This is a genomic window from Pseudomonas sp. P4_B4 (genome assembly GCF_056402255.1).
The window spans coordinates 21,173-45,808 of record NZ_JBFUHS010000005.1; the positions used below are offsets into that span (position 1 = coordinate 21,173).

At 60.9% G+C, this 24,636-nt stretch carries 25 protein-coding genes; 13 read left to right on the top strand and 12 right to left on the bottom strand.

Annotation, left to right across the window (positions count from 1 at the left end; all coding sequences use genetic code 11):
* Window positions 1–100: 100 nt before the first annotated feature.
* A complete protein-coding gene (locus AC1DVE_RS07770; RefSeq protein ID WP_223534257.1) occupies window positions 101–1,198 on the bottom strand; it encodes a PLP-dependent cysteine synthase family protein in 1,098 nt (365 codons plus the stop codon).
* Between the two features lie 246 nt (window positions 1,199–1,444).
* Here AC1DVE_RS07770 and nhaA point away from each other — a divergent pair, with 246 nt between their 5' ends.
* Window positions 1,445–2,632, top strand: a complete 1,188-nt coding sequence (gene nhaA / locus AC1DVE_RS07775) for a Na+/H+ antiporter NhaA (protein ID WP_108227862.1) — start codon at window positions 1,445–1,447, stop codon at window positions 2,630–2,632.
* A gap of 101 nt (window positions 2,633–2,733) precedes the next feature.
* Here nhaA and AC1DVE_RS07780 read toward each other — a convergent pair whose 3' ends face one another.
* Window positions 2,734–3,198, bottom strand: coding sequence for an outer membrane lipoprotein (locus AC1DVE_RS07780; RefSeq protein WP_007996795.1), 465 nt, complete (start codon window positions 3,196–3,198; stop codon window positions 2,734–2,736).
* A gap of 165 nt (window positions 3,199–3,363) precedes the next feature.
* Between AC1DVE_RS07780 and AC1DVE_RS07785 the strand changes: the two genes are divergently transcribed.
* Window positions 3,364–3,600 (top strand): hypothetical protein, encoded by a 237-nt coding sequence (locus AC1DVE_RS07785; RefSeq protein ID WP_116262154.1) that lies wholly within the window; start codon window positions 3,364–3,366, stop codon window positions 3,598–3,600.
* Between the two features lie 5 nt (window positions 3,601–3,605).
* Here AC1DVE_RS07785 and pdxH read toward each other — a convergent pair whose 3' ends face one another.
* The 5 genes from pdxH to dinG all read right to left on the bottom strand — a co-directional run bounded on the left by pdxH (window position 3,606) and on the right by dinG (window position 11,317).
* The gene (pdxH, locus tag AC1DVE_RS07790) at window positions 3,606–4,253 is read right to left on the bottom strand and encodes a pyridoxamine 5'-phosphate oxidase (RefSeq protein WP_223458950.1); all 648 of its coding nucleotides are present in this window, start codon (window positions 4,251–4,253) and stop codon (window positions 3,606–3,608) included.
* A gap of 24 nt (window positions 4,254–4,277) precedes the next feature.
* Window positions 4,278–5,285, bottom strand: a complete 1,008-nt coding sequence (locus AC1DVE_RS07795) for an OmpA family protein (RefSeq protein WP_223534216.1) — start codon at window positions 5,283–5,285, stop codon at window positions 4,278–4,280.
* A 113-nt stretch (window positions 5,286–5,398) separates the two neighbouring features.
* Entirely contained in the window at window positions 5,399–6,544 is a 1,146-nt protein-coding gene (locus tag AC1DVE_RS07800; RefSeq protein WP_223534218.1) for a serine hydrolase domain-containing protein, read from the bottom strand.
* 129 nt (window positions 6,545–6,673) lie between these two features.
* A complete protein-coding gene (locus AC1DVE_RS07805; protein WP_477783868.1) occupies window positions 6,674–9,076 on the bottom strand; it encodes a beta-galactosidase in 2,403 nt (800 codons plus the stop codon).
* 96 nt (window positions 9,077–9,172) lie between these two features.
* Window positions 9,173–11,317, bottom strand: coding sequence for an ATP-dependent DNA helicase DinG (gene dinG / locus AC1DVE_RS07810; protein WP_223458942.1), 2,145 nt, complete (start codon window positions 11,315–11,317; stop codon window positions 9,173–9,175).
* 98 nt (window positions 11,318–11,415) lie between these two features.
* Here dinG and AC1DVE_RS07815 point away from each other — a divergent pair, with 98 nt between their 5' ends.
* Window positions 11,416–11,880 carry a CopD family protein gene (locus AC1DVE_RS07815; RefSeq protein ID WP_223458940.1) on the top strand — a complete coding sequence of 155 codons (465 nt, stop codon included), beginning with the start codon at window positions 11,416–11,418 and terminating at the stop codon, window positions 11,878–11,880.
* Between the two features lie 188 nt (window positions 11,881–12,068).
* On the opposite strand, the gene AC1DVE_RS07820 is transcribed toward AC1DVE_RS07815, so the two are convergent.
* The 4 genes from AC1DVE_RS07820 to AC1DVE_RS07835 form a co-directional block, all read right to left on the bottom strand.
* Complete coding sequence (locus tag AC1DVE_RS07820) at window positions 12,069–12,827, bottom strand: collagen-like protein (RefSeq protein WP_223458938.1); 759 nt, start codon at window positions 12,825–12,827, stop codon at window positions 12,069–12,071.
* Window positions 12,820–13,098: a DUF1145 domain-containing protein gene (locus AC1DVE_RS07825; protein WP_223458936.1), complete on the bottom strand. Its 279-nt coding sequence runs from the start codon at window positions 13,096–13,098 to the stop codon at window positions 12,820–12,822. Before AC1DVE_RS07825 ends, AC1DVE_RS07820 begins: the two co-directional genes overlap by 8 nt.
* Before the next feature lie 148 nt (window positions 13,099–13,246).
* Entirely contained in the window at window positions 13,247–13,954 is a 708-nt protein-coding gene (locus tag AC1DVE_RS07830; protein WP_223458934.1) for a PA1041 family peptidoglycan-binding anchor lipoprotein, read from the bottom strand.
* 90 nt (window positions 13,955–14,044) lie between these two features.
* A complete protein-coding gene (locus AC1DVE_RS07835; RefSeq protein WP_223458932.1) occupies window positions 14,045–14,734 on the bottom strand; it encodes a PA1041 family peptidoglycan-binding anchor lipoprotein in 690 nt (229 codons plus the stop codon).
* Window positions 14,735–14,923: 189 nt separating this feature from the next.
* On the opposite strand from AC1DVE_RS07835, the gene AC1DVE_RS07840 reads away from it, so the two are divergent.
* The 4 genes from AC1DVE_RS07840 to AC1DVE_RS07855 all read left to right on the top strand — a co-directional run bounded on the left by AC1DVE_RS07840 (window position 14,924) and on the right by AC1DVE_RS07855 (window position 16,699).
* Window positions 14,924–15,421: a DUF6231 family protein gene (locus AC1DVE_RS07840; protein ID WP_477783869.1), complete on the top strand. Its 498-nt coding sequence runs from the start codon at window positions 14,924–14,926 to the stop codon at window positions 15,419–15,421.
* A 4-nt stretch (window positions 15,422–15,425) separates the two neighbouring features.
* Entirely contained in the window at window positions 15,426–15,902 is a 477-nt protein-coding gene (locus tag AC1DVE_RS07845) for a YchJ family protein (RefSeq protein WP_223458928.1), read from the top strand.
* A gap of 87 nt (window positions 15,903–15,989) precedes the next feature.
* Entirely contained in the window at window positions 15,990–16,484 is a 495-nt protein-coding gene (locus AC1DVE_RS07850) for an LEA/WHy family protein (protein WP_223532519.1), read from the top strand.
* A complete protein-coding gene (locus AC1DVE_RS07855; RefSeq protein ID WP_159389530.1) occupies window positions 16,481–16,699 on the top strand; it encodes an SEC-C metal-binding domain-containing protein in 219 nt (72 codons plus the stop codon). Before AC1DVE_RS07850 ends, AC1DVE_RS07855 begins: the two co-directional genes overlap by 4 nt.
* Window positions 16,700–16,854: 155 nt before the next feature.
* Here the strand turns inward: AC1DVE_RS07855 and AC1DVE_RS07860 are convergent, their stop codons facing one another.
* Window positions 16,855–17,412 (bottom strand): cysteine hydrolase family protein, encoded by a 558-nt coding sequence (locus AC1DVE_RS07860; RefSeq protein WP_223458923.1) that lies wholly within the window; start codon window positions 17,410–17,412, stop codon window positions 16,855–16,857.
* Window positions 17,413–17,605: 193 nt separating this feature from the next.
* Here AC1DVE_RS07860 and AC1DVE_RS07865 point away from each other — a divergent pair, with 193 nt between their 5' ends.
* The 6 genes from AC1DVE_RS07865 (at window position 17,606) to AC1DVE_RS07890 (ending at window position 24,635) form a co-directional block, all read left to right on the top strand.
* Window positions 17,606–20,056 (top strand): penicillin acylase family protein, encoded by a 2,451-nt coding sequence (locus AC1DVE_RS07865; RefSeq protein WP_477783870.1) that lies wholly within the window; start codon window positions 17,606–17,608, stop codon window positions 20,054–20,056.
* A 380-nt stretch (window positions 20,057–20,436) separates the two neighbouring features.
* Window positions 20,437–21,219 (top strand): transporter substrate-binding domain-containing protein, encoded by a 783-nt coding sequence (locus AC1DVE_RS07870; protein WP_223458920.1) that lies wholly within the window; start codon window positions 20,437–20,439, stop codon window positions 21,217–21,219.
* Window positions 21,220–21,275: 56 nt separating this feature from the next.
* On the top strand, window positions 21,276–22,004 hold the full coding sequence (locus AC1DVE_RS07875) for an ABC transporter permease (RefSeq protein WP_223458918.1): 729 nt from the start codon (window positions 21,276–21,278) through the stop codon (window positions 22,002–22,004).
* On the top strand, window positions 22,001–22,711 hold the full coding sequence (locus AC1DVE_RS07880; protein ID WP_223458916.1) for an ABC transporter permease: 711 nt from the start codon (window positions 22,001–22,003) through the stop codon (window positions 22,709–22,711). Before AC1DVE_RS07875 ends, AC1DVE_RS07880 begins: the two co-directional genes overlap by 4 nt.
* Before the next feature lie 27 nt (window positions 22,712–22,738).
* On the top strand, window positions 22,739–23,857 hold the full coding sequence (locus tag AC1DVE_RS07885) for a succinylglutamate desuccinylase/aspartoacylase family protein (RefSeq protein WP_223458914.1): 1,119 nt from the start codon (window positions 22,739–22,741) through the stop codon (window positions 23,855–23,857).
* A 13-nt stretch (window positions 23,858–23,870) separates the two neighbouring features.
* Window positions 23,871–24,635: an ABC transporter ATP-binding protein gene (locus AC1DVE_RS07890; RefSeq protein ID WP_223458912.1), complete on the top strand. Its 765-nt coding sequence runs from the start codon at window positions 23,871–23,873 to the stop codon at window positions 24,633–24,635.
* Window position 24,636: the final 1 nt, after the last annotated feature.

The window sequence follows — 24,636 nt, forward strand, 5'->3', positions numbered from 1 at the left end:
GAAGACGGTTTCACATCCAACATATGTGTTGGCTGATCCACCGCTTTCGCGAGCAAGTCGGATCGCCGCACCGCCGCTCCCACATTTGATCTTCTGTGTGTCAGATATTGGCGCGCAGTACCGACGCCGGCAGCGCCTCACCCCGCTCCACCGTCGCTGCCACCGCAGCCATCAAACCACTCAGCTCATACCCTTGAGCCTTGAGCCAATCCTGATCGTAATAGGTCGTGGCATAGCGCTCGCCGCTGTCACACAGAATCGCCACCATCGACCCCGTCTCCCCCGCCGCCTTCATATGCTGGGCGGCCATCAGTGCGCCAATGAGGTTGGTCCCGCTCGACCCACCCACATGCCGCCCCAGACGCTCCGCCAGGTAGTGCATGGCCGCCAGTGACAGGGCATCCGGCACCTTGACCATCGCGTCGATCACCTTGGGCAGAAACGACGCTTCCACGCGCGGCCGGCCAATGCCTTCGATACGCGAGCCGTGGTCCAGCCGCAGGCTGGCATCGCCGGTCTGGTAGTAATCGAAGAACACCGAACGCTCGGCATCGGCACACAGCACACGGGTGCAATGCTGGCGATAACGCACGTATCGGCCCAGGGTGGCCGTGGTGCCACCAGTGCCGGGACTGGAAATCAGCCAGCTCGGCTCGGGATGCTGCTCGAAACGCATCTGCTGAAAGATCGACTCGGCAATGTTGTTGTTCGCCCGCCAGTCGGTGGCACGCTCGGCGTAGGTGAACTGGTCGATGAAATGCCCGTCGTGTTCGCGCGCCAGACGCTCGGACTCGGCGTAGATCTGGGTCGGATCGTCCACCAGGTGGCTTTGGCCACCGTAGAAGGCGATTTGCGCGATCTTTTCCTTGGACGTGGTCGCCGGCATCACCGCAATGAACGGCAAGTCCAGCATGCGCGCGAAATACGCTTCAGAAATCGCCGTCGAACCGCTGGAAGCTTCAATGACCGGCGCGCCGGGCTTGAGCCAGCCGTTACACAGCGCATACAGGAACAGCGAACGGGCCAGGCGGTGCTTGAGGCTGCCCGTGGGGTGGCTGGACTCATCCTTGAAGTACAACTCGATGCCCGGAAAACCCGGCAGCGGCAAGGGGATCAAGTGGGTGTCGGCGCTGCGCTGGAAATCGGCTTCGATGATCCGGATCGCTTCGCGGGACCACTGTCGGTTGTCGCTCATGATGGTTTTCTCGTTGAATCGGGCAGGAGTCGGCCTTTAACAAGGCTCATCGAACAAGCTTAGGAAAAAACCTACATTCAGCACAGATACAGCTGGGGTCCAATACGCCCGGCAACTGCTAGGCTCAGGTCGGTGTTGACGGATCACTCTGTAACGACATATAACAAAAAAGAATATAACTTTTGTTTTAACAACTAACAGTACTTGTTAGGGTGTAACACCTTTTGAATTCACAGATGGAGAGCGACCTTGCCTCTGCGTAGCACTTTCACGCGTTTCTTTCAGTTGGAAGCTGCCAGCGGTCTGCTACTGATCGCCGCTGCCGTTCTGGCTCTAATCATCAACAACTCGCCGCTGTCGTGGCTGTACAACGGCCTGCTGGACACCCCCGTGGTGGCGCAGATCGGCGCGCTGAAAATCGCCAAGCCGTTGCTGCTGTGGATCAACGACGGCCTGATGGCGCTGTTCTTCCTGCTGATCGGCCTGGAAGTGAAGCGCGAAGTCCTCGACGGCCAGTTGTCCAAACCGTCGCAAATCGTCCTGCCCGGTGCCGCCGCCATTGGTGGCATGGTGGTGCCGGCGCTGATCTACTGGTACCTCAATCGCGACACGCCACCGGCCCTGAACGGCTGGGCCATCCCGACCGCTACCGACATCGCGTTCGCCCTTGGCGTGCTGGCATTGCTGGGCAAACGGGTTCCGGTATCGCTGAAACTGTTCCTGATGACCCTGGCGATCATCGACGACCTCGGCGCGATCATCATCATTGCGATCTTCTATTCCGGCGCGTTGTCGACCCTGTCCCTGGCGCTGGCCGCGGCCTGTATTGCGGCGCTGATCGGGATGAACCGGCTTGGCGTGGTCAAGCTCGGGCCGTACATGATCATTGGCTTGATCCTCTGGGTCTGTGTGCTCAAGAGCGGTGTCCACGCCACGCTGGCCGGCGTGACCCTGGCTTTCTGCATTCCGCTACGCACGAAAAATGCCGAGCCTTCGCCGCTGCTGACCCTGGAACACGCCCTGCACCCGTGGGTCGCCTACGGCATCCTGCCGCTGTTCGCCTTTGCCAATGCCGGCCTGTCCCTGAGCGGTGTCACCGTCGAGAGCTTCACTCACCACGTTCCCATGGGCATCGCCATCGGGCTGCTGCTAGGCAAGACCGTCGGAGTCTTCGGCCTGACCTGGCTGGCCGTGAAAACCGGTATCGCCGCCCTGCCCCAAGGCGCCAATTGGGGCCAGATACTGGGCGTGGCGATTCTCTGCGGCATTGGTTTCACGATGAGTCTGTTTGTCGGCTCGCTGGCCTTTGAGCCAGGCGTGAGTGATTTCGCCGGGATGGACCGCATGGGGATCTTGACCGGTTCGATTCTGGCCGCGCTGATCGGTTATGGGGTGACAGCGATGGCGAGCCGCAAGAGCTCCAACCTGGCATCCTGATAAACCGATAACGCCTGGCACCAATCAAGACTCACCTCAGCTAAAAACAAAAAACCCGATCAGTCACCTGATCGGGTTTTTTGTTTATCCGGTGTTTGCGCTTAGTGCGAAACGCGGCTGGTGCCATTCACACTTGCGATGCGCACACGCTCGCCAACACGGAACACTTCGTTCGGCTGAACTTCCTGAACGTAGGCGCGCATGCTGCCATCGTCTTCGCGTACGGTGATTTCCACGCCTTGGGTGCGGGTCAGGCCTTCTTCAGCAGCCGAACCGATCAGGCCGCCGGCCACAGCACCGATGACGGCAGCAACGACGCTGCCTTTGCCGCCACCAATGGAGCTGCCGCCAACGCCGCCGACCACTGCACCTGCAGCACCGCCGATCGGGGTTTTGGTGCCTTCGATTTTCACCGGACGCAATGCTTCGATGGTGCCCATGCGAACGGTCTGCACACGACGCGCCTCGTCACGGGAATAGGAGTCACCGGTCAGGCTCGATTGGCAACCAGTGAGCAACATCGCCATCGTGGAAAAGGAAGCAACCAGCAGAACAGACTTACGCATAGCATCAACTCCAAAGAAACAGATATTCATTAAACTCCGCAGCTTGACGCCTGTCACGGTATCGCCCGGGTAAAATTGGTTTGATTCAGGCTCCGTTAAGGCGCCGCCACGAACTCACACAGTAGCGGCAAATTCGCAAAGCTGCCCCACTGGCCAAGGATTTCAATGGACTACTTTATCATTGTCGTCACGACTGTTGCCGGTTTGTACTTCCATTGGTGGTTGTACGTGCGGATCAAACGCTGGATGGACCGCGACCTGGCGCTAGCGCTGGCGGGCAAGGACGAGCAGAAAAAAGCCTTCATGCTCGAACAATTGGCGAGTGCTCAGGCGCAGAAGATCAAGCGTCGAGACCTGCCGAAGTGGCTGGAGGCCGCTGCAGCAGGCTATCCCGGTCGGTAGACTGCTCAGGGTGCCAGACGTTCAAGAATCCAGTCGGCGCCCTGCTGGCGGTAATTGAGGCGGTCGTGCAGGCGGCTTGGGCGGCCCTGCCAGAATTCGATGCGCTCCGGCAGCAGGCGATAACCGCCCCAGTGTTCCGGGCAATGCGGCTGGGTGTCGCTGAAACGTTGCTCGGTGTCCTTGAGCAGCGTTTCGAGCTCGCCACGACCGGCGATCACGCGGCTCTGCGGCGATGCCCAGGCCCCCAGGCGACTGCCCAGCGGACGGACTTGATAATAGGCGTCGGACTCTTCAGGCGTGACCTTCACCACCCGCCCTTCGATGCGCACCTGGCGCTCCAGCGCCGGCCAGAAAAACGTCATGGCCGCGAACGGATTCGCGGCCAGGTGCTGACCCTTGGCGCTTTCGTAGTTGGTGAAAAAGGTGAAGCCCTGTTCGTCCAGGCCCTTGAGCAACAGAATGCGACAATGTGGCCGACCGTCCTGGTCGACGGTAGCCAGGGTCATGGCGTTGGCTTCCACCGGCGCCTGTTCGGTTTTCACCGCGTCGGCGAACCACTGGTGGAACAGCGCAAACGGCTCGGCCGGGGCTTGTGCCTCGGTCAGGCCATCACGGGTGTAGTCACGACGCATATCAGCCAGGCCCTGGGTCATGGCGCATTCCTTTTGGTTAGCGAATCACTGTTTTGCAGTATCGGTGGCAACGACTTTCTTGTCAGCCGCGGAGGCTTTGGCTGGCGTGGTCTTTTTTGCCGGCGTTGCGGTTTTCGCTGGTGTTTTCTTGGCCGGTGCTTTTTTGGCTGGCGCCTTTTTCATGGTCGGGACGGCCGCTTTTTTTGCAGCCGGGGCTGGTGTCACAGGCTTGGCGACCGGTTTGACGTCAGCGGCAGCGACCATGTTCACAGGCGCCGGGGCCGGCATGTTGTACTTGCTCAGCAGCGCGACCATGGTGTTCTGTGGGGTCACCAGCAGTTCCACGCGGCGGTTCAACGCACGCCCTTGCACGCTGTCGTTGGCGGCACGCGGTGCATCACCGCCCAGGCCACGCAACATCAAGCGATCACGCTGCAAACCACTGAGGCGGAAAATTGCCGCAACGGCCTGGGCACGCTCCTGGCTCAGTTTGACGTTGGCAGGCGCAGCGCCGGACGTATCGCTGTGGCCGAGGATCAACACAGCGGTCTTTGGATCGGCTTCAAGGATCTTCGCAACCCGGGTAAACGGGCCGAGTGTGACCGGCAGCAGCATGGCTGGACGATCAGGGTTGAACGAGCCTTCGACCGGCGCAGTCACCACCAGCACGTTTTCGCGGCGCTCGAGTTGCATGTTGCTGCCCTTGACCGCCTCGCGCAGACGCGGTTCGTAGTCGTCAAGCCAGGCCTGGGTGACTTTCGGGTCTGGCATCGGCACAGCCTTGGCGGCGCTTTGCTCGCTTCCGCCAAACGGCCACCACCACTTGCTGGCGCTATCGGTTTCGGCCTTGGCCAGCGCAACAGGTTTGACTGCAGGTTTCACCTCCGGCTTGACCACTGGCTTGCCGGCGCTGTCGTCGGAACCGAACGGCCAGTACCAGAGGCTGCCGCTTTCAGTCTTGGCGACAGGTGCCGTCGCGTCTTTCTGTGGAGTCTGTGCGCAACCGGTAATAGCGAAGCACAGGGCCAAGGCGAGGGTTTTATTGGATGACATTGGATATCCACAAAAATGAAGTCAAAAAAATCAGGCCACATTGGCCGGTATAAACAGACGCTTTGAAACTGAAAAGGTTATCGGGTTCCAGCCCTGGAGCCCGATAGCCGCTTTTACAGACAAGTGGCCAGAACCCGCACCAGCTTTTGCGCGCGCGGGTCCATCAAGACGTACGGCCCCAGGGTATTTGTCACAAATCCGAAAGCCACATCGTGCTCCGGGTCGGCAAAACCGATGGAGCCGCCGGCACCCGGATGACCAAACGCCCGCGGGCCAAGGCCGAAGGTGGCATTGGCAACGTCCGGTTGATCGAGCATGCAGCCCAGGCCGAAACGGGTCCGGGTCAGTAAAGTCTTGTCCTCGCCGAGGCTGTGCTCACGAGTCAATTCATCGAGCATTTCGCTTTCCAGCAAGCTGCCGTCGAGCAGGCCGGCGTAGAACCCGGCCAGGCTGCGGGCATTGCCATGACCATTGGCGGCCGGCTGTTGCATGCGTCGCCACTCGGGTTTGTTGGTGCTGGTCATGATCGACGGCGGGTTAGTGAACGCCCGGGTCGTCATGGCCGTTGGCTCACGCATGGTTACTTGCAGCAGGCGCTGGGCGGCGGCGTCGCCGACATTGCCCTTGCCCCGCGCAATGTGGGCCACGCGATGGAACTCTGCGTCGGCCAGGCCCACATGGAAGTCCAGGCCCAACGGTTTGGCGACCCGCGCGACGATGGATTCACCCGGCCCGCGACCGTCGGCACGGCGCAGCAATTCGCCGACCAGCCAGCCATAGGTGATCGCCGCGTAACCGTGGCCTTCGCCCGGCGTCCACCACGGCGTTTCGGCGGCCAGGGCGTCGACCATGGTTTGCCAGTCGTAAAGGGCTTCGGGGGCCAGTAACTCGCGCAATGCCGGAAGGCCGGCCTGATGACAGAGCAGTTGACGCAGGGTGACGGACTCTTTGCCGGCAGCGGCAAATTCGGGCCAGTAGCGCGCGACCGGGGCATCCAGTTGCAGCTTGCCTTCGGCCACCAATTGCAGCGCGGTGACGGCAGTAAAGGTCTTGGTGCAGGAGAACAGGTTGGCGATGGTATCGCTGTGCCAGGCCTCGGCCCCGTCCTTGTCGGCAGTACCGGCCCACAGATCGAGGACGGTTTCGCCGCCGACCTGAATGCACAACGCTGCGCCACGCTCCTGGGGATCGTCGAACAGCGCCGCGAACGCCTCTCGCACCGCTTCGAACTTAAGCTCGTAATGACCCTGAATCTGCACCCGCAACTCCCCGGATTAACGCTCTACAAAGTGGTCGGCATTGTTCCAGCCCTTGAGGGTTTTGGGAACAGGGTTGGGCTGGATGGTTGTGGCGAGGGGACAAGCCCCCTCGCCACGGGGTTTCAGGGATTAATGGCCTTTGCCGGAATGCCCACCAGCGCCCTTCCCCGGCCCCTTGCCGGCCTCGGCCTTGCGGCCGCCCTCGGCGTCGTGGCTGGCTTTGTCGGCGGCGGCCGCAGCCTTCTCGGCCTCTTTGCCCAGTTGCTCGACTGTCGCCAGGTTGCTCTTGCGCACGCTGTCGACAAAACCCTGGAACGGCAGATCAGTGATGCCCACCAACCCGAAGTGACCGTTTTCACCGTCAAGCAAGCGCCCGGTAACCGGTTGATCGAGGTACTGGAACCAATGCACGCCGACAATCGACGGCTCGCTCAATGCCTGCTTGAGGAAGTTGGCATACGCCGGACCGCGGTCCTCTTCCTTCGCCAACGGCGTAACGCCACCCCAGAACGGGCCACGATCAGCCGAGCCGAAATTGAACTCGGTGATCAGCACCGGTTTGTCGAGACTGCGCAACTTGGCGAAGTCGTAACCATCCTGAGGTTGCAGGGTGTACATGTTGAAGCTCAACACGTCGCAGTACTGGGCGCAGGACTCCAGGGCTTGCGGCGTGCTGATCGCGAAACGGCCGCCGAGCAGCAACTGGTTCGGCGCGTGCCACTTGAGCGAGTCGGAGATGGTCTTGAAGTAAGTGTCGGCAAAGACCTTCTGGAAGTATTTGAAGTCGGCTTCGATTTCCGGATGCTCGGCGCTCGGGAGCGGTGGTACGAACCCCGGATCTTCCATCAGCTCCCAGGCTGGCAGATCAATGCCCCAGGCTTTCGACAGGCCAGCCTGATTGCGGTACTTGTCACGCAGCTGCTTGAGAAATGCGCGCTTGGCCGGCACGTCGGTGGTCATTTTCAAGGTGCCGTAGGCCAGGGCATAACGGGCTTTCGGTTCATCGCCGGGGCCGGCCCAGGCCAGTTCGTTGTCGGCGTAGTAACCGATCAGCCACGGATCGTCACGATGGTCGCGGGCAGCAATCGCCACTGCACGCTCGGTGGCCATGGCGAAACGCGGGTCGAACGGGTCGGGCATGCCGCCCCACCAATCAGTGCCGGTGCTGATGCTGGCGTAGTCGCCGACGATCGACAGCGGCAAGGTGTACGGCACGCGATCCGCGTCGCCCAGTACGGGGGCGCTCCAGTTGCCGATGGTGTTGAAACCCCAGGCCTGCAAACGATCAAGGGTGTGACTGGCCCAGCGCTGCTCGTCGAACTGCGCCTTACACGGTTCGGCAGGTTTTGGCTCTACGGCTGTCGCTTCTGTCGCTTCGGTCTTGGCCGCTTCGGCGACACCGGCCTTGGTATCGCTACCCTTCGCGCACGGATCGCCATTCAGACGTTGCAGATTGGCGCCGTAGAAGTCGTACCAGCGCCCGGCATTGTAGCCGCGGCCCTGATCGGCTCCGTTGCCACCACGGTTGTCGCCTTCGCCGTAATGACTGGCCAGGGCCTCTTCAGCCTTGGGCAGGGATTCGAACATCCATTCGCGACCGGCAACGTAGGTCTGGTTGACGTCTGCAGCGACGGTGTTAACCCCTAGCGAATAAAACGGATGGCCTTCCGGCGTCACCAGATACCAGCGTCCGTCGCGTTTCTCGGTGCGGAAAAAGCCGCTGGCCTTGAAGGACGGGCCTTTGGTCAGACCACCGAACTTGTCCAGGGACGACTTCTCACGTTCGGCCAGCCAGGTTTTCAGTTGCTGCTGCTCTTTGGCGGCGGCGCTTTTCAGTTGTTCGTCGCTGCTGATTTTTTCCGGCCATTTGTCCCGGGTCGACTGACCGTAAGCATCCACCAACCCGCCATACACGGCTTGGGTGACCGACTCGCCGTCCTGCACACCAAAACGCTCCAGCAGGATGCTTTGCGCGGCTTTGGGCTGGTCCATCGACAAACTCACCGACACCACCTGGCTGAGATCCAGTTCACCGGCGCTGCTGGCCAGCAACACTCGCTGACCCTCGACGGTCATTGGCATCGGCGGGCCAGCCTTCATGCCCTGGCTCAGCGGTGATGTCGCGTACAAAGGCACCAACAGGGTTTGCGCAGGCCCCGCCGGCAGATCGACGCGGCTGACCAGTGTCTTGCCGTCGTTGCTCTGGATGGTCACGTACAGGGTCAAGGCCCAGTTCATCGCGCTCTGGATCCGCAGGCTCATGACGCCCGACTGCGACCAGTCCCAGGCACCGGTTTGCGGGGTCAGGCGCAAAGTCGGCCGGGCGACCGGGTTGAACGTCACCCGGCGCAGCACTTCGCCCTCGGGGGTTTGCTCGGCGTTGGATTGCGGCAGGCTGGCGTCCTGAGTCGCCACCTGGACCACGTCGGCGGGGCGCACAAAGTTGAACAGCATCTGCTGGCTGGCGGGGGCGGCCAACAGCGGTGTTGCGAACAGCAGGGCAAAAACAGCAGGCAACGAACGGCAAATCATGAGAACGAAATTCTCCCTAACGACCTTCAATGGGCCAGTGAAAAAGCGGTGGCAGAGAGATAGACAACGCGGTGGGCAAAACTGCCCACCGGTGCTTCAGGAAATTTCTCGACGGAACGGCGGCAACGCGTTGAGGATGGCTTTGCCATAGCGCTGGGTCACCAGGCGCCGGTCGAGCAAGGTGATGGTGCCGCGATCTTCTTCGGTGCGCAGCAAGCGACCGCAGGCCTGGACCAATTTCAGCGAGGCGTCCGGCACGGAGATTTCCATGAATGGATTGCCGCCCCGGGCTTCGATCCACTCGGCCAGCGCCGCTTCGACCGGATCATCGGGCACCGAGAAAGGAATCTTGGCAATGACCACGTGCTCGCAATAGGCACCGGGCAAGTCGACCCCTTCGGCGAAGCTCGCCAAGCCGAACAACACGCTGGAGTCGCCGCCATCGACTCGCGCCTTGTGCTTGTTGAGGGTTTCCTGTTTCGACAGGTTGCCCTGGATGAACACTTGCTTGCGCCAGTCGCGGTCGAGGCCGTCGAACACGTCCTGCATCTGTTTACGCGAGGAAAACAGCACCAGCGTGCCCCGCGAGCCTTCGACCAACTCGGGCAGATCACGAATGATCGCGGCGGTATGCGCCGCTGCATCACGCGGATCGGCGTTCAGGTTCGGTACCCGCAACACACCGGCGTCGGCGTGATGGAACGGGCTTGGCACCACCGCCGTCACGGCCTTTTTCGGCAAGCCGGCGCGCATGCGGAAGCGGTCGAAAGTGCCGAGGGCCGTCAAGGTCGCCGAAGTCACCAGACAGCCATACGCCACGTTCCACAGGTTGCGGCGAAGCATTTCCGCCGCGAGGATGGGGCTTGCGTTGACTTCGATGTCGAACAGCGAACCGCTTTCGGCCAGGGTCAGCCAGCGGGCCATCGGCGGGTTGTCTTCCGGGTCTTCGACGGTGAAGGCGGTCCACAACTCCCAGTTGCCGGAAGAACGCGACAGCAGGCTGCCGAACAGCGGATACCACTCTTCGGCCTGGTTGCTGGCGATGCCAATGTTGACCTCGCCGTCCATGCCTTCCTTGAGCAGGTCGGTCAGGCGGGTAAACAGATCGGTCAGGCGCGCGAAGCCTTTCTTCAGTTCGATGCCCATTTCACGCATGTGCTCGGGAATCACCCCGCCGACGAATCGATGACGCGGGCGCTCGCGGCCTTCAACGTCTTCGCCGGGTTTGAAATCGGCAATCTGCTCGCACGCGGTAAACATGAACTGCTGCTGGGTCTTGATCTCCCGCGCCAGCTCCGGCACCTGCTCGATCAACTTGCCCAGGTCCCCCGGCAGCGGGTGCTGGGCCAGCAGTTTGGTGAGGTTCTTGGCAGTGGTTTCCAGCCAGTCGGCGGTGGAGCGCAGGCGCGTGTAATGGGCGAAGTGGCCGATGGCCTTGTCCGGCAGGTGGTGGCCTTCGTCGAACACGTAGATGGTGTCGCGCGGATCCGGCAGCACGGCGCCGCCGCCCAGGGCCAGGTCGGCCAGGACCATGTCGTGGTTGGTAACGATCACGTCGACCTTGCCCATGCCTTCGCGGGCCTTGTAGAAGGCGCACTGGCCAAAGTTCGGGCAATGGCGGTTGGTGCACTGGCTGTGGTCGGTGGTCAGCCGCGCCCAGTCGGCGTCTTCCAGGGCGGTGGACCAACTGTCGCGGTCGCCGTCCCACTTATTGCCGGCGAGTTTTTCGATCATGCTGGTGAACAGCTTCTGGCTGGCCTCGTCGACCTCGATCTTGAAACCTTCTTCTTCGAACAACTGCGCCGTGGCGGTCTGCGCGTGGCCTTCCTGAAGCAACATGTCGAGCTTGGACAGGCACATGTAGCGCCCGCGCCCTTTGGCCAGGGCGAAGCTGAAATTCAGCCCGCTGTTGCGCATCAGGTCAGGCAAGTCCTTGTAAACGATCTGCTCTTGCAGGGCCACGGTGGCCGTGGCGATCACCAGGCGTTTGCCCGCGGCCTTCGCCGTGGGAATCGCCGCCAGGCTGTAGGCCACGGTCTTGCCGGTACCGGTGCCGGCTTCCACCGCGACAATTGCGGGATCGCCACTGCGCCGGCCTTCGTCGTCGGTGTCGATGTCACCCAGGACCTTGGCGACTTCGGCGATCATCAGGCGTTGGCCGTAGCGCGGCTTGAGGCTCTTGGCTTCGAGAAAACGCGAGTAGGCGCCCTGGATCGTGGTTTTGAGTTCGGTGCTGATCATGGATTGTCGGGCGCAAAAAACGCTGGATAAATTTTCAGTGGTTCGGATCGCCGCTATCATACCCCGCTAATTAATCCCGCGCAGAACGGAGTACCCCAATGACACCTTTTAGCCTCATTTATAGCCTGCATGTACTGGCGGCCCTGGTCTGGGTCGGCGGCATGTTTTTCGCCTGGATGGTCCTGCGCCCCGCCGCGATCAAGGCACTTGAAGGCCCTGCCCGGCTGAAGTTATGGATAGAAGTGTTTCAAGGTTTTTTCCGCTGGGTCTGGGTGGCGGTCGTGCTGTTGCCAGTCAGCGGCGTGGGCATGCTGCATATGCACTTCAACGGCTTTGAAACCGCACCGCGCTATGTGCAGGTGATGATGGGCCTGTATGTGGTGATGACCGCGCTGTTTATCCGCATCCAGGCGCTGATGCTGCCGGAACTGCGCACCGCCGTGGCAGAACAGGATTGGCCCGCGGGTGCAGCGGTGCTGGGGCGGATCCGCAAGTTGGTGGGGATCAATCTGATGGTGGGGTTGGCTTTGGTGGCGATCGCTGCGGCTCGGCCGATGTTTTGAAGCAAATGTAGCCGGAGGGGGCTTTTGTGGCGAGGGGGCTTGTCGGAACGCCGCATCGCCCCGTTGGGTTGCGAAGCGACCCCTGATTCGGTATCCGCAATTTCTCTGAAGGCATGCGGTGCCCGGTTTGCGACGGCTTCGCCGCCGAACGGGGGCAAGCCCCCTCGCCACAGGGCTCTCGGCGCTTCTTACATCCGCTGCACTGTCACCGAACCCGCCGCGCCTTCAGACCCCGGCTGCCCATCCGCGCCAGGTTTACCGTTCTTGCCGCCATCAGCCTTGTAAATCAGGCAGCCCTTGGCCTTGCCACCCGCGCCCGGTTTGCCACCTGGGCCGGCCAGGCCACCGGCACCGCCGGCCACCTGAACTTTGATCCGGTCTGCCGGGAAGTCGTGCGGCACTGCCAGTTTGACCAGCGCCCCCGGTGCGCCCGGCTGACCATTGCTGCCATCACTGCCATCCGCGCCACGACCGGCCTGCCCCCAGGTACAGCCCGGTTCCTGGCCGTTGGCCCCATCAAGACCCACAAACCCCGGTGCGCCCGCACCACCGCGAGCATCAACGATCAATTGCGGAGCGTTCAGTGCCTTGATCTGCAAATCGAGGTTACGTCCGGATCGGGCAGCCTTCTGATAGGTCCCCGGTGCGCCACGCGCGGTGATCTGGCTGCCTTCGGACAAATCAGCGCGACGGACCTTCAGCGCCAGCGCCTGTTCCCCCGGCACGATGGCAATGCGCGCTTCACGCCCCAGATGCAATTCACCCACCGTGACTTCGGTCACGTTCGAGGGAATCAGCAAGGTGCCGTAATCGGCCACTTCCAGGCGTTCCAATTGCAGGGTGCTGGCGGTATTGGGCAAGCGCATCAGCGAGTTGGGTTCGACACTCACCACCTGTGCGCTGGCCAATGGGCTGATGAGTGCGGCGAGCAGACAGAGTTTACGCATGGGAAGCCTTCGAAGCGGTGGGGGCTGGAATGGTTTGCAGGTGGAACACACCGAAAATGACGATCTTCAGGCGGTCAAGCCAGGGATGGGCGCGACCCCGGAGGCTGCGATAGCACAGCAACGCTTCCAGAAGATGGATGAACCCCAACAGGCCACCGGCCAGATTGACCAACGGGTGCAGCGGAAAGACGAAGGGTGTGAGCAGATTGACCAGCACCACCGACCAGAACAGCAGGGTCAGTACCCGCCCCAGCCCCCATAAGACTTTCATACGCGCCCCCGATGAGAATTATTGTTTGCGCGCACAGTAACGGCTTCCACGCGGGTTAAGCCAGAGGGCAACGGAAAAATCTTCATGGGGGCCGCCGAACGGCCGTCGCCGCGTTCACACCTGTCGCCCGACGGCTCTATCTCTTGGCTCAGCGATTTATATGCAGGTCCACGCGACGGTTTTTCGCACGGCCTGCTTCTGTTTCGTTGTCGGCAATCGGTTGGCTCGCGCCCTTGCCTTCGCTGGTGACTTTGTTCGGCGCGACACCCTGGCTCAACAGGTACTCCGCCACGCTGCTGGCACGCCGCTCCGACAAGGCCTGGTTATAGGCATCCGAACCGACGCCGTCGGTATGGCCGACCACCTTGATGCTGACCACATCGGCATCCTCAAACTTGCTCATCAACGCGTCCAGTTGACTCTTCGCCGTCGGGGTCAGGTCGGATTGATTGAAGACAAACAGTACGTCGCTCAGAGTAATGACTTCGGATTGCGCAGGTTCGGCCTGGACGCTGTCCGGATACTGCGGCGCCGGGCAACCGCGATGGTCGACCGGGGTATTGGCGGGGGTGTCAGGGCAACGGTCGCGTCGGTCGAAAACGCCGTCGCCGTCTTCGTCGCCATCCTGGGCATAGCAGATCAACCCACCGGACAAGATACCCAGCGCCGCCCCACCCGCGGCCCAACTGCCACTTTCGATTGCGCCCAGGCCACCACCGACCAGGCCGCCGATGAGGCTGCAAATTGGCCAGGTTCGTTGATTGAGGGGGGCAGTACCATCGCTGTGGGTCGCGCAACCGGTCAACAGGCTGCCAAGTAGCAGAACCGGCAAGACGGTCCTTGTGAGAACGATCATATTGAAAGCTCCTGTGTACCGGCCAATACCGGTTACACAGGAGTAAAGACCCGCATCCGCGACTGCACAAGGCGCGGATGCGAGGGGGGCTTAACGCTGGATTTTGATTTCGGTACGACGGTTCTGTGCACGACCGTCAGCGGTTTTGTTGTCCGCAACCGGCTGGCTTTCACCGGCACCGACAACCGACACGAAGTTGCTGCGAGGTACGCCTTGCTCGATGAGGTATTCAACCACCGAGTGCGCGCGTTTATCCGAGAGTTTCTGGTTGTAGGTATCGCTGCCCACACTGTCGGTATGGCCGGTTACGGTCAGTTGAGCAGTCGGGGCTTCGGCTTTCAGGCGAGTGGCAATCTTGTCGAGTACCTGTTTGTCGGACGAGGTAAGCGTGGCTTTATCAAACTGGAAGTGAACATCGCGGATGACGATGGTTTCTTCCTGGACCACAACCGCCTCTTCGACCACAGGTGGTGGTGGTGGGCAACCGTTGGCATCGACCCGAACGCCTTTAGGCGTGCCAGGGCACTTGTCGCGACTATCCAGCACACCATCGCCGTCTTCGTCGCCATCACCGTGCACCCAGCAATAAGCCGCTGCCGTACCGCCGACGAGCAGAGCACCATACCCTGCCCATGCCGAGCTTTCGGTCGCACCGAGGCCCGCCCCCACAACACCACCAACCGCCGCACAGGTCGGCCAGTCGGTTTTCTGCAAACCTGCGCAACCAGTCAAGACACTGGTTAGCAGAACCAAGGGTAATGCTGTCCGAACTATGCTCATCTAGTTTTCTCCTGAGGGATCGGCTTAGAACCGATTCAGGTAGTAAAGACCCGAGTTTTAAACTCCGCCAGCAATAGGCCATGCTGTTTATTCGCGTATTAACGGCAGCTTGGCGCTTTTGTCGCCAGGGCGCTCTAGGCCCAAACGTTCGGGCAGGCTAGTCTTGGCAGATCTGATTGAGGATCTTCGATGATTGCAGGTATTTCTTCACGCACGCCGCAGCAGGCACTGGCCGCTTTACTTGACCGATATGCCCCCGCGCGCCTGTTGTTGATCGGCGCCAGCGAGTTCCCGGCACTGGAAGCTTTCAAACTCGCCCACCCGGACAGCTGTGTTGCTTTCGCTGCCCCCGGGCCGTTGCCCGACGAGTTGGCGGCCCGCCGTTTCGACCTGGCCCTGGTGGTCGATTGCCTGGAGCATTTGCCCAAGCGCGACGGCCTGAACCTGCTGGGCGGCATTCGCAACCTCAACGCCAGCCRTATCGCAGTGCTGGCAGACCTGCCGGCCTGTGGCTGGCAGGAAACCGACTTTTTCTCCCTGGCCCTGCAAGCCAGCGAACGCTTTCAACGGGACGAACAGGTCTTGACCCTGTTTACCTACGATCTGTTTGAATACAAACAAGTCCCCGACTGGCTCAATTCGCGCTTCTGGGCCAATCCGGAAAACTTCGGGAAATACTGGTGGTAATGCAATGAGTACATCCATTTGCCCATGCGGCAGCGGCACCCTGCTCGACGCCTGCTGCGGTCACTACCATGCCGGACACCCGGCGCCCTGCGCGGAAGCCTTGATGCGCTCACGCTACAGCGCCTATGTGCTGGGGTTGGTCGACTATCTGGTGGCCACCACCCTGCCCGCCCAACAGGCCGGCCTGGACCGTCAATCGATCAGCGACTGGAGCGCGCAAAGCACGTGGCTGGGCCTTGAGGTGGAAAGCTCCGAGGTGCTGGGCGGCCAGCCTGAACACGCTTTCGTGACCTTCACCGCGCGCTGGCACGACAGCAATGGCGAGCACAGTCATCGAGAGCGCTCATCGTTCGTACAGAACACCGGGCGCTGGTATTTCATCGACCCCACCGTGCAGCTCAAACTCGGACGCAATGACGCGTGCCCGTGCGCCAGCGGGCAGAAATTCAAGAAGTGTTGTGCAGGGTATTTCAGCAGTTAGGACATGGAATGACTGTCCACCACGCTGGACCTGCCGAAGGCTGCGATCTTTTGGGTCTAGACTGGGGCTCAAGGGAGAAACACCACGATGATCATCCGCCGCGGCGCACTCTGTCTGCTCACGTTGTTCCTGACACTGGGACTCGGCGGCTGCGCATCGTGGTTCGACGACGACTTGCCGGACCCCGAGGTCCATCTGCTGAAGATCGAGGTGGTCAGCGCCAAACTGCTGGAACAGAAATTCCTCCTGCATTTTCGCATCGACAACCCCAACGACAGTGACCTGACCGTGCGCAGTCTGGAGTACCGCGTTCACTTGGGTGACATACTGCTGGCCGACGGCGAGTACGAACACTGGTTCACCATCGGCCCCAGGCACAGCGCTTACTTCAAGGTGCCGATCCGCACCAACCTGTGGTCCAAGGTCCGTGATCTGGCCAAACTGCTGAAAAAATCCGATCAACCCATTCCCTATCGTCTGGAAGGTGAACTGGAAACCGGTATATTCATCGCCCACTACGTGCACCTGGCGCGCAATGGCGTGATAATCGCCGCCGATTTAATTCCGGAGCAACACCGATGACCCAGCAACCCCATGTCCACGGCCCTGACTGCAACCACGATCATGACCATGACCATGACCATCACCACCATGATCACGACCACGGCCATGTCCACGGTCCGAACTGCGGCCACGCTCACCAGGAACCGGTGCGCAATGCCCTGAAAGACGTCGGCCGCAACGATCCGTGCCCATGCGGCAACGGCAAAAAATTCAAGAAGTGCCACGGCGCTTGATGCTTCGGGCGAAGATTAGCTTCGCCTGTTGAATCACCGCCCTCTCCTGTGGGAGCGAGCTTGCTCGCGATGACGGTGGCACATTCACTATGACTGTGTCAGTCAGACTGCCATCGTCGGAACGCCGCCCGGAGCAAGCTCGCTCCCACAGGTGCTTAGTCAGCTGACAGGATCTGCGCGCTGCTTACAACCGTCGCATACTCGCCGTGCAAATTCCCCAGCGACATCGCATGCACCTTTTCGGCGCTATGGGCATGGCCGAAAAAGTCAGCCTTGTCGAAGGTAAAGCACGAATCCTCGGCCACCCACGTATCAAACCCCAGGTTGCCCGCGGTACGCGCCGTGGATTCCACCGAGTTGTGGGTCGCGACACCCACGATGATCAACTGCCCGATCCCCGCCTCGCGCAAGGCAGCCTCCAGTTCAGTTGAGCAAAATGCATCCGGCACCTGCTTCTGGATCAAGCGTTCACCGGCCATTGGCTGAAACCGTTCCTGAAACTCCACCCCCGACTGCTGCGGCCAGAACACTGAGTCCTCCGAGCGGGACAGGTGCTGCACATGGATCACCGGCCGAGCGGTACGCCGCCAATGGCCGAGCAATTCCAGCATGCGCTCTTCAGCCTGAGGGTTATTCCTGCGGCCGAGCCTGGGATGCAGGATGCCTTTTTGTTGATCGATGATGATCAGTGCCGCGTTTGCCTTGAGCTCCATGCCGACTTTTCTCCAGGATTGTTGAGCGTGTCGCACTTCAACATCCCCCATTGCGACTGGCAAGGCTGCGATCTTTCGGATAATCAGACAAATCCTGAAATAACCTTGTACCCCGCTTGCGCGGCCACCTCCCGCTCACTAACGTAGCGCCTTTATTTCGCGCCGCCGCCTCTACCCCCGCAGGAGCTTTGCCATGGCCTCGCCAGCCCTTACTCATTTTCTACCCCGGTTCGGCGTTGCCGCAGCAGTGGCCGGTGTGTTGAGCCTGACCGGTTGTCAGAACTTCAACGCCCAGGACACCCTCCCGCCAACCTCCGGCGTACAACCACTCAAGGGCCTGGCGCAGAGCGTTTCGGTGCGTCGCAATGCCATGGGCATGCCGCTGATCGAAAGCAACAGCTTCCACGACGCGCTGTTCACCCTCGGATACGTGCATGCCAGCGACCGCATCACGCAGATGGTCACCCTGCGCCTGCTGGCCCAGGGCCGTTTGGCCGAGATGCACGGTGCCGAACTGTTGGACGCCGACCGTTACATGCGGGCGGTCAACCTGAAGAAAAGTGCTGGCGAGTTGTACAAGGCTTCTTCGCCACGCCTCAAGCGTTTCTTCGAAGTCTATGCGCGGGGCGTCAACGCCTACCTGTTCCGCTACCGCGACAAACTGCCGGCGGACCTCGCGGCCACTGGTTACCAGCCTGAATACTGGCAGCCGGAAGATTCGGCGCTGATTTTCTGCCTGTTGAACTTCAGCCAGTCGACTAACCTGCCGGAAGAAATTTCCTCGTTGGTGCTGGCCCAATCCGTCACCACCGACAAACTGGCGTGGCTGACGCCGTCGGCTCCCGACGAAAAACTGCCGGCCGCCGAAAGCGAAAAACTGCAAGGCCTCAAGCTCAACGGGCAAGTGCCGGGGCTGGCTGAACTCAGCAAAGCCACGGGACAACTGTCGGACCTCAACCTGCTGGGCGCCACCTCGTCGAACAACTGGGCCATCGCCCCGCAACGCAGCCGCAGCGGCAAGAGCCTGTTGGCCAGTGACAGTCACGGCCCGCTGGGCGTGCCTTCGTTGTTCAGTTACGTGCAGATTCGCGCGCCGAAGTATCAGGCGTCCGGCGTGACCATCGCGGGCCTGCCGATGGTGCTTGGAGGTTTCAACGGCAAGGTGGCGTGGAGCATGACGTCCGTGATGGGCGACAACCAGGACCTGTTCCTGGAGAAGATCAAGCGCCAGGGCAACGGGTTTACCTACGAAAACGCCGGGAAGTGGCAGACGGCGATCGTGCGCAACGAAACCTACTTCGTCAAAGGCCAGCGGTCGATTCGCGAAGCCGTGTACGAAACCCGTCATGGCCCGCTGCTCAACAGCGCCCAGGGCACCACGCTGGCCAATGGTTTCGGCCTGGCCTTGCAGACGCCGAACTTCACCGACGACAAGACCCTGGACGCGTTCTTCGACCTGTCCCGCGCCCAGAGCGTCGAGAAAGCCTCGGATGCCAGCCGCGAAATCCGCGCCATCGCACTGAACCTGGTGTTCGCCGATGCCAGCCACATCGGCTGGCAGGTCACCGGTCGTTACCCCAACCGCCGCGAAGGCGAAGGCTTGCTGCCCTCGCCGGGCTGGGAAGGTCGATACGATTGGGACGGTTACGCCGACCCGATGCTGCACCCTTACGACCAGGACCCGGCCCAGGGCTGGCTCGGCACCGCCAACCAGCGGGTCATTCCCCATGGCTATGGCATGCAGTTGTCCAACTCGTGGGCGGCACCGGAACGTGGCGAGCGCCTGGCCGAACTGGCCAGCGCAGGCAAACACGACAGCCGCAGCCTGATCGCCATGCAATACGACCAGACCACCACCTTCGCTGCCAAGCTGAAGAAAATGTTCGAAGCGCCGGGCATGGCCCAGCCACTCAAACAAGCCATGGACGCCTTGCCGGCGGCCGATCGCGCCAAGGCACACGAAGCCTACAGCCGCTTGATGGCGTTCGACGGCAAGCTCGGCCCGACCTCCACCGATGCGGCCATCTACGAATTGTTCCTGCAGGAAAGCACCCGACAGATCTTCCTCGATGAACTGGGCCCGGAAAGCAACCCGGCGTGGAAAGCTTTTGTCGCCGACGGCAAGCTGTCCTACGCGGCCCAGGCCGATCACTTGCTCGGGCGTGAGGACAGCCCGTTCTGGGATGACGTGCGCACCGCGCAGAAAGAAGACAAACCGGCGATCCTCGCTCGCAGCCTCGCCGCCGCGATCAGCGCAGGCGACAGCCAGTTGGGCGGCGATCACAAAGCCTGGCAGTGGGGCAAACTGCATCGCTATGAATGGAAAAACAGCAGCGGCCAGACCGTACGCGGACCGCTGCCGGCCGGTGGCGATCACACCACACTCAACACCGCTGCCTTCGCCTGGGGCCAGGACTTCAACACCACGCTGGCGCCAGCCATGCGCTTTATCGTCGACTTCGGCCAGTCCGAACCGCTGATGGCACAAAACGGCACCGGCCAATCCGGCAACCCGGCCAGCCCGAACTACCTCAACAGCATCGAACCGTGGCTCAAAGGCCAGTACATGAGCCTGCCGATGCAGCCGCAGAACTTCGACAACGCCTATGGCAAGGCGCGGTTGACGCTGACCCCAGGAAAGTAACCCCGCCCTTTACCTGTGGGAGCGAGCCGGCTCCGGGCGGCGTTCCGACGATAGCGATTCAACATTCAAAATAGAGGTTGAATGTTGAATCGCCATCACCATCGCCGTTGCGCTGACGCAAGGACAAGTCGTGTCGACGAGGTAGGGAGCCTGGTGACCCGGCTCAGTCAAACCGTTCTTTTGTGGCGAGATGATTTGGTGCACCCATTTCCCTGCGCCCGTTTTCGTGCATAAATCTGTTTCCGGCCATTTCCAAGTACCTTTTAAAACGCTTGTTCGGCACTCTGGTTCGGAAATTGCTACTTTCAACAGGTCTTACGCTTTCCAGTAACAATAATTCTGCGCCACAGGCGCTCATATTGGTTTTTAGGGATTGAATAATGAAAAAAGCATTGCTGACCCTTTCTGCACTGGCGTTGTGCATGGCTGCTGGCTCCGCCATGGCGAAGGAGTACAAAGAACTGCGTTTCGGCGTTGACCCTTCCTACGCACCGTTCGAGTCGAAAGCGGCCGATGGCAGCCTGGTAGGCTTTGACATCGATCTGGGGAACGCGATCTGCGCCGAACTGAAGGTCAAGTGCAAGTGGGTCGAAAGTGACTTCGATGGCATGATTCCCGGCCTCAAAGCCAATAAATTCGACGGTGTGATCTCGTCGATGACCGTTACCGAAGCCCGTGAAAAAGCCATCGATTTCTCCAGCGAACTGTTCTCCGGCCCAACCGCCTACGTGTCCAAGAAAGGTTCTGGCGTGACTGAAGACGTCGCCTCGCTCAAGGGCAAGACCGTCGGCTACGAACAAGGCACCATTCAGGAAGCTTATGCCAAAGCCGTTCTGGACAAGGCCGGCGTGAAAACCCAGGCCTACGCCAACCAGGATCAGGTCTACGCCGACTTGACTTCCGGTCGTCTCGATGCAGGGATTCAGGACATGCTGCAAGCCGAAATGGGCTTCCTGAAGTCGCCACAGGGTGCCGAGTACAATGTCAGCAAGCCGGTCGACAATGCTTTGCTGCCAGCCAAAACAGCCATCGGCATTAAGAAAGGTAACACCGAGCTGAAAGCACTTTTGGATAAAGGTATCAAAGCGTTACACGATGATGGCACCTACGCCACCATTCAGAAGAAACACTTTGGCGATCTGAATCTGTACAGCGGCAAATAATGCCCGGCGCCCATCTCTCGATGGGCGCTTTTTTCATCCGATCAGGTTGCTGATTTATGTTCGAAAACCTACTGGAAAATCTGGGGCTCTCTGCCTTCAGCCTCAAGGGCTTCGGTCCGCTGCTGATGCAAGGCACCTGGATGACGATCAAGTTGTCGGCGTTGTCGCTGTTGGTGGCCGTGTTGCTCGGGCTGCTCGGCGCCAGTGCCAAGCTGTCAAAAGTCAAACTGATGCGCGTGCCTGCCCAGCTCTACACCACACTCATTCGTGGCGTTCCGGACCTGGTCCTGATGCTGTTGATCTTCTACAGCCTGCAAACCTGGCTGACCTCTTTTACCGATTACATGGAATGGGAATACATCGAGATCAACCCGTTCAGTGCCGGGGTCATCACCTTGGGCTTCATCTACGGTGCGTATTTCACTGAAACCTTCCGTGGCGCGATTCTCGCCGTCCCAAGGGGTCAGGTCGAAGCGGCCACTGCCTATGGCCTCAAGCGCGGCCAGCGTTTCTGGATCGTGGTGTTCCCGCAGATGATGCGTTATGCCCTGCCGGGTATCGGTAACAACTGGATGGTGATGCTCAAGGCCACCGCCCTGGTGTCGATCATCGGCCTCGCCGACCTGGTCAAGGCTGCCCAGGACGCCGGCAAAAGCAGCTATCAGCTGTTTTACTTCCTGGTACTTGCCGCGCTGATCTACCTGATGATCACCAGCGCGTCCAACTTCATTCTGCGCTGGCTTGAACGTCGTTACTCCGCCGGTACCCGGGAGGCCGTACGATGATCGAACTTCTGCAGGAATACTGGAAACCCTTCCTCTATAGCGACGGCAACAACATCACCGGCCTGGCCATGACCATGTGGCTGCTCAGCGCTTCGATCTTCTTCGGTTTTATCGTGTCGATCCCGCTGTCCATCGCCCGTGTATCGCCGCACTTCTACATCCGTTGGCCGGTGCAGTTCTATACCTACCTGTTCCGTGGCACGCCGCTCTATATTCAGTTATTGATCTGTTACACCGGGATCTACAGCCTGGCCGCCATTCGAGCTCAGCCAGTACTGGACGCATTCTTTCGCGATGCGATGAACTGCACCATCCTGGCCTTCGCCCTGAACACCTGCGCCTACACCACGGAGATTTTCGCCGGAGCAATCCGCAGCATGGCCCACGGTGAAGTGGAAGCGGCCAAGGCTTACGGCCTGACAGGCTGGAAGCTGTACGCCTACGTGATCATGCCGTCGGCCCTGCGTCGTTCGTTGCCGTATTACAGCAACGAAGTGATTCTGATGCTGCACTCGACCACCGTGGCCTTCACCGCGACCATCCCGGACATCCTGAAAGTCGCTCGGGATGCCAACTCGGCGACCTTCCTGACCTTCCAGTCGTTCGGCATCGCCGCGCTGATCTACCTGACCGTCACTTTTGCGCTGGTCGGCCTGTTCCGCCTTGCCGAACGCCGATGGCTGGCCTTCCTTGGGCCGACCCACTAGGACTCAACCAGCTTCAGGAAACAACAGATGCGCCACCAGAAACATGACCTGCTGGCCCCGCTGCCCGGGACCGCGAGACAGATCCACAGTTTTCACTTCGGCCCCCAACCGGCCAACGGCAAGATCTACATCCAGGCCTCCCTGCACGCCGACGAAATGCCCGGCATGCTGGTGGCCTGGCACCTCAAGCAACGCCTGGCGGAGCTGGAAGCCGCCGGGCGCCTGCGCAGCGAAATCGTGCTGGTACCCATCGCCAACCCGGTGGGCCTGGAACAGGTGCTGATGGATGTGCCACTGGGCCGCTACGAGCTGGAAAGCGGCCAGAACTTCAACCGCTGGTTCGTCGACCTCAGTGAGGAAGTCGGCAACGCGATCGAAGACAAGCTCGGTGACGATCCGCAGCACAACCTGCAACTGATCCGCAGCAACCTGCGCGATGCGCTGGCCCGGCAGACCGCCGCCACCCAATTGCAATCCCAGCGCCTGACCCTGCAACGATTGGCCTGCGACGCCGATATGGTGCTCGACCTGCATTGCGATTTCGAAGCGGTCGCTCACCTCTACACCACGCCGGATGCCTGGCCGCAGGTCGAGCCGCTGGCCCGCTACATCGGCGCCGAAGCCAGCCTGCTGGCAACCGATTCCGGCGGTCAGTCGTTCGACGAATGCTTCACCCTGCTCTGGTGGCAGTTGAAGGAGCGCTTCGGCGAGCACTTCGACATTCCGCCGGGCAGTTTTTCGGTGACCGTCGAATTGCGCGGTCAGGGCGACGTCAATCACCCGCTGGCTTGCCTCGACTGCCAGGCGCTGATCGACTACCTGATCCATTTCGGCGCGATTGCCGGCGAACCCGCGCCCTTGCCCGACCTGCCCTATCCGGCGACACCGCTGGCCGGTGTAGAACCAGTGGCCACGCCCGTCGGCGGCCTGCTGGTGTTCACCGCGCTGCCGGGCCAGTACCTGGAAGCCGGGCAACTGATCGCCGAGATCATTGATCCGATCAACGATCGCGTCACTCCTGTTCACTGCTCCGCCGCCGGGCTGATGTACGCCCGTTCGCTGCGTCGCATGGCCACTGCCGGCATGGTGATCGCCCACGTCGCGGGCACCGAAGCCTATCGCAGCGGCTATCTACTTTCGCCTTGAGGATGCACGCCCCATGTACAAATTGACCATCGAAGGCCTGCATAAAAGCTATGGCGACCATGAAGTCCTCAAAGGTGTTTCGCTCAAGGCCAAGACCGGCGACGTTATCAGCCTGATCGGCGCCAGCGGCTCGGGTAAAAGTACCTTTCTGCGCTGCATCAACTTCCTGGAACAACCCAACGACGGCGCCATGAGCCTCGACGGGCAAAACATCCGCATGATCAAGGATCGTCACGGCATGCACGTGGCCGACGCCGATGAACTGCAGCGGATTCGCACCCGCCTGGCCATGGTGTTCCAGCACTTCAACCTGTGGAGCCACATGACGGTGCTGGAAAACATCACCATGGCCCCGCGCCGGGTGCTGGGCTGCGACAGGAAAGAAGCCGAGGACCGCGCCCGGCGCTACCTCGACAAGGTGGGGCTGGCGTCCCGTGTGGCGGACCAATACCCGGCATTTCTGTCCGGCGGTCAGCAACAGCGGGTAGCGATTGCCCGTGCACTGGCCATGGAGCCGGAAGTCATGTTGTTCGACGAACCGACCTCGGCGCTGGACCCGGAACTGGTGGGTGAAGTGCTCAAGGTGATCCATGGCCTGGCCGAAGAAGGCCGGACCATGATCATGGTGACCCACGAAATGAGCTTCGCCCGCAAAGTGTCGAGCCAGGTGCTGTTTCTGCACCAGGGCCTGGTTGAGGAAGAAGGCGCGCCGGAAGACGTGCTGGGCAATCCGAAAAGCGAGCGGTTGAAGCAGTTCCTGAGTGGCAACCTGAAATAAC

Excerpts from the sequence above, each read along its gene's own strand:
- AC1DVE_RS07795 (WP_223534216.1), bottom strand. The coding sequence starts at position 5,285 with ATGTCATCCAATAAAACCCTCGCCTTGGCCCTGTGCTTCGCTATTACC.
- AC1DVE_RS07820 (WP_223458938.1), bottom strand. The coding sequence starts at position 12,827 with ATGCGTAAACTCTGTCTGCTCGCCGCACTCATCAGCCCATTGGCCAGC.
- AC1DVE_RS07850 (WP_223532519.1), top strand. The coding sequence starts at position 15,990 with ATGATCATCCGCCGCGGCGCACTCTGTCTGCTCACGTTGTTCCTGACA.
- AC1DVE_RS07785 (WP_116262154.1), top strand. The coding sequence starts at position 3,364 with ATGGACTACTTTATCATTGTCGTCACGACTGTTGCCGGTTTGTACTTC.
- AC1DVE_RS07870 (WP_223458920.1), top strand. The coding sequence starts at position 20,437 with ATGAAAAAAGCATTGCTGACCCTTTCTGCACTGGCGTTGTGCATGGCT.
- AC1DVE_RS07825 (WP_223458936.1), bottom strand. The coding sequence starts at position 13,098 with ATGAAAGTCTTATGGGGGCTGGGGCGGGTACTGACCCTGCTGTTCTGG.
- AC1DVE_RS07780 (WP_007996795.1), bottom strand. The coding sequence starts at position 3,198 with ATGCGTAAGTCTGTTCTGCTGGTTGCTTCCTTTTCCACGATGGCGATG.
- AC1DVE_RS07880 (WP_223458916.1), top strand. The coding sequence starts at position 22,001 with ATGATCGAACTTCTGCAGGAATACTGGAAACCCTTCCTCTATAGCGAC.
- AC1DVE_RS07830 (WP_223458934.1), bottom strand. The coding sequence starts at position 13,954 with ATGATCGTTCTCACAAGGACCGTCTTGCCGGTTCTGCTACTTGGCAGC.
- AC1DVE_RS07875 (WP_223458918.1), top strand. The coding sequence starts at position 21,276 with ATGTTCGAAAACCTACTGGAAAATCTGGGGCTCTCTGCCTTCAGCCTC.
- AC1DVE_RS07815 (WP_223458940.1), top strand. The coding sequence starts at position 11,416 with ATGACACCTTTTAGCCTCATTTATAGCCTGCATGTACTGGCGGCCCTG.
- AC1DVE_RS07845 (WP_223458928.1), top strand. The coding sequence starts at position 15,426 with ATGAGTACATCCATTTGCCCATGCGGCAGCGGCACCCTGCTCGACGCC.
- AC1DVE_RS07865 (WP_477783870.1), top strand. The coding sequence starts at position 17,606 with ATGGCCTCGCCAGCCCTTACTCATTTTCTACCCCGGTTCGGCGTTGCC.
- AC1DVE_RS07805 (WP_477783868.1), bottom strand. The coding sequence starts at position 9,076 with ATGATTTGCCGTTCGTTGCCTGCTGTTTTTGCCCTGCTGTTCGCAACA.
- dinG (WP_223458942.1), bottom strand. The coding sequence starts at position 11,317 with ATGATCAGCACCGAACTCAAAACCACGATCCAGGGCGCCTACTCGCGT.
- pdxH (WP_223458950.1), bottom strand. The coding sequence starts at position 4,253 with ATGACCCAGGGCCTGGCTGATATGCGTCGTGACTACACCCGTGATGGC.
- AC1DVE_RS07890 (WP_223458912.1), top strand. The coding sequence starts at position 23,871 with ATGTACAAATTGACCATCGAAGGCCTGCATAAAAGCTATGGCGACCAT.
- AC1DVE_RS07860 (WP_223458923.1), bottom strand. The coding sequence starts at position 17,412 with ATGGAGCTCAAGGCAAACGCGGCACTGATCATCATCGATCAACAAAAA.
- AC1DVE_RS07855 (WP_159389530.1), top strand. The coding sequence starts at position 16,481 with ATGACCCAGCAACCCCATGTCCACGGCCCTGACTGCAACCACGATCAT.
- AC1DVE_RS07835 (WP_223458932.1), bottom strand. The coding sequence starts at position 14,734 with ATGAGCATAGTTCGGACAGCATTACCCTTGGTTCTGCTAACCAGTGTC.
- AC1DVE_RS07885 (WP_223458914.1), top strand. The coding sequence starts at position 22,739 with ATGCGCCACCAGAAACATGACCTGCTGGCCCCGCTGCCCGGGACCGCG.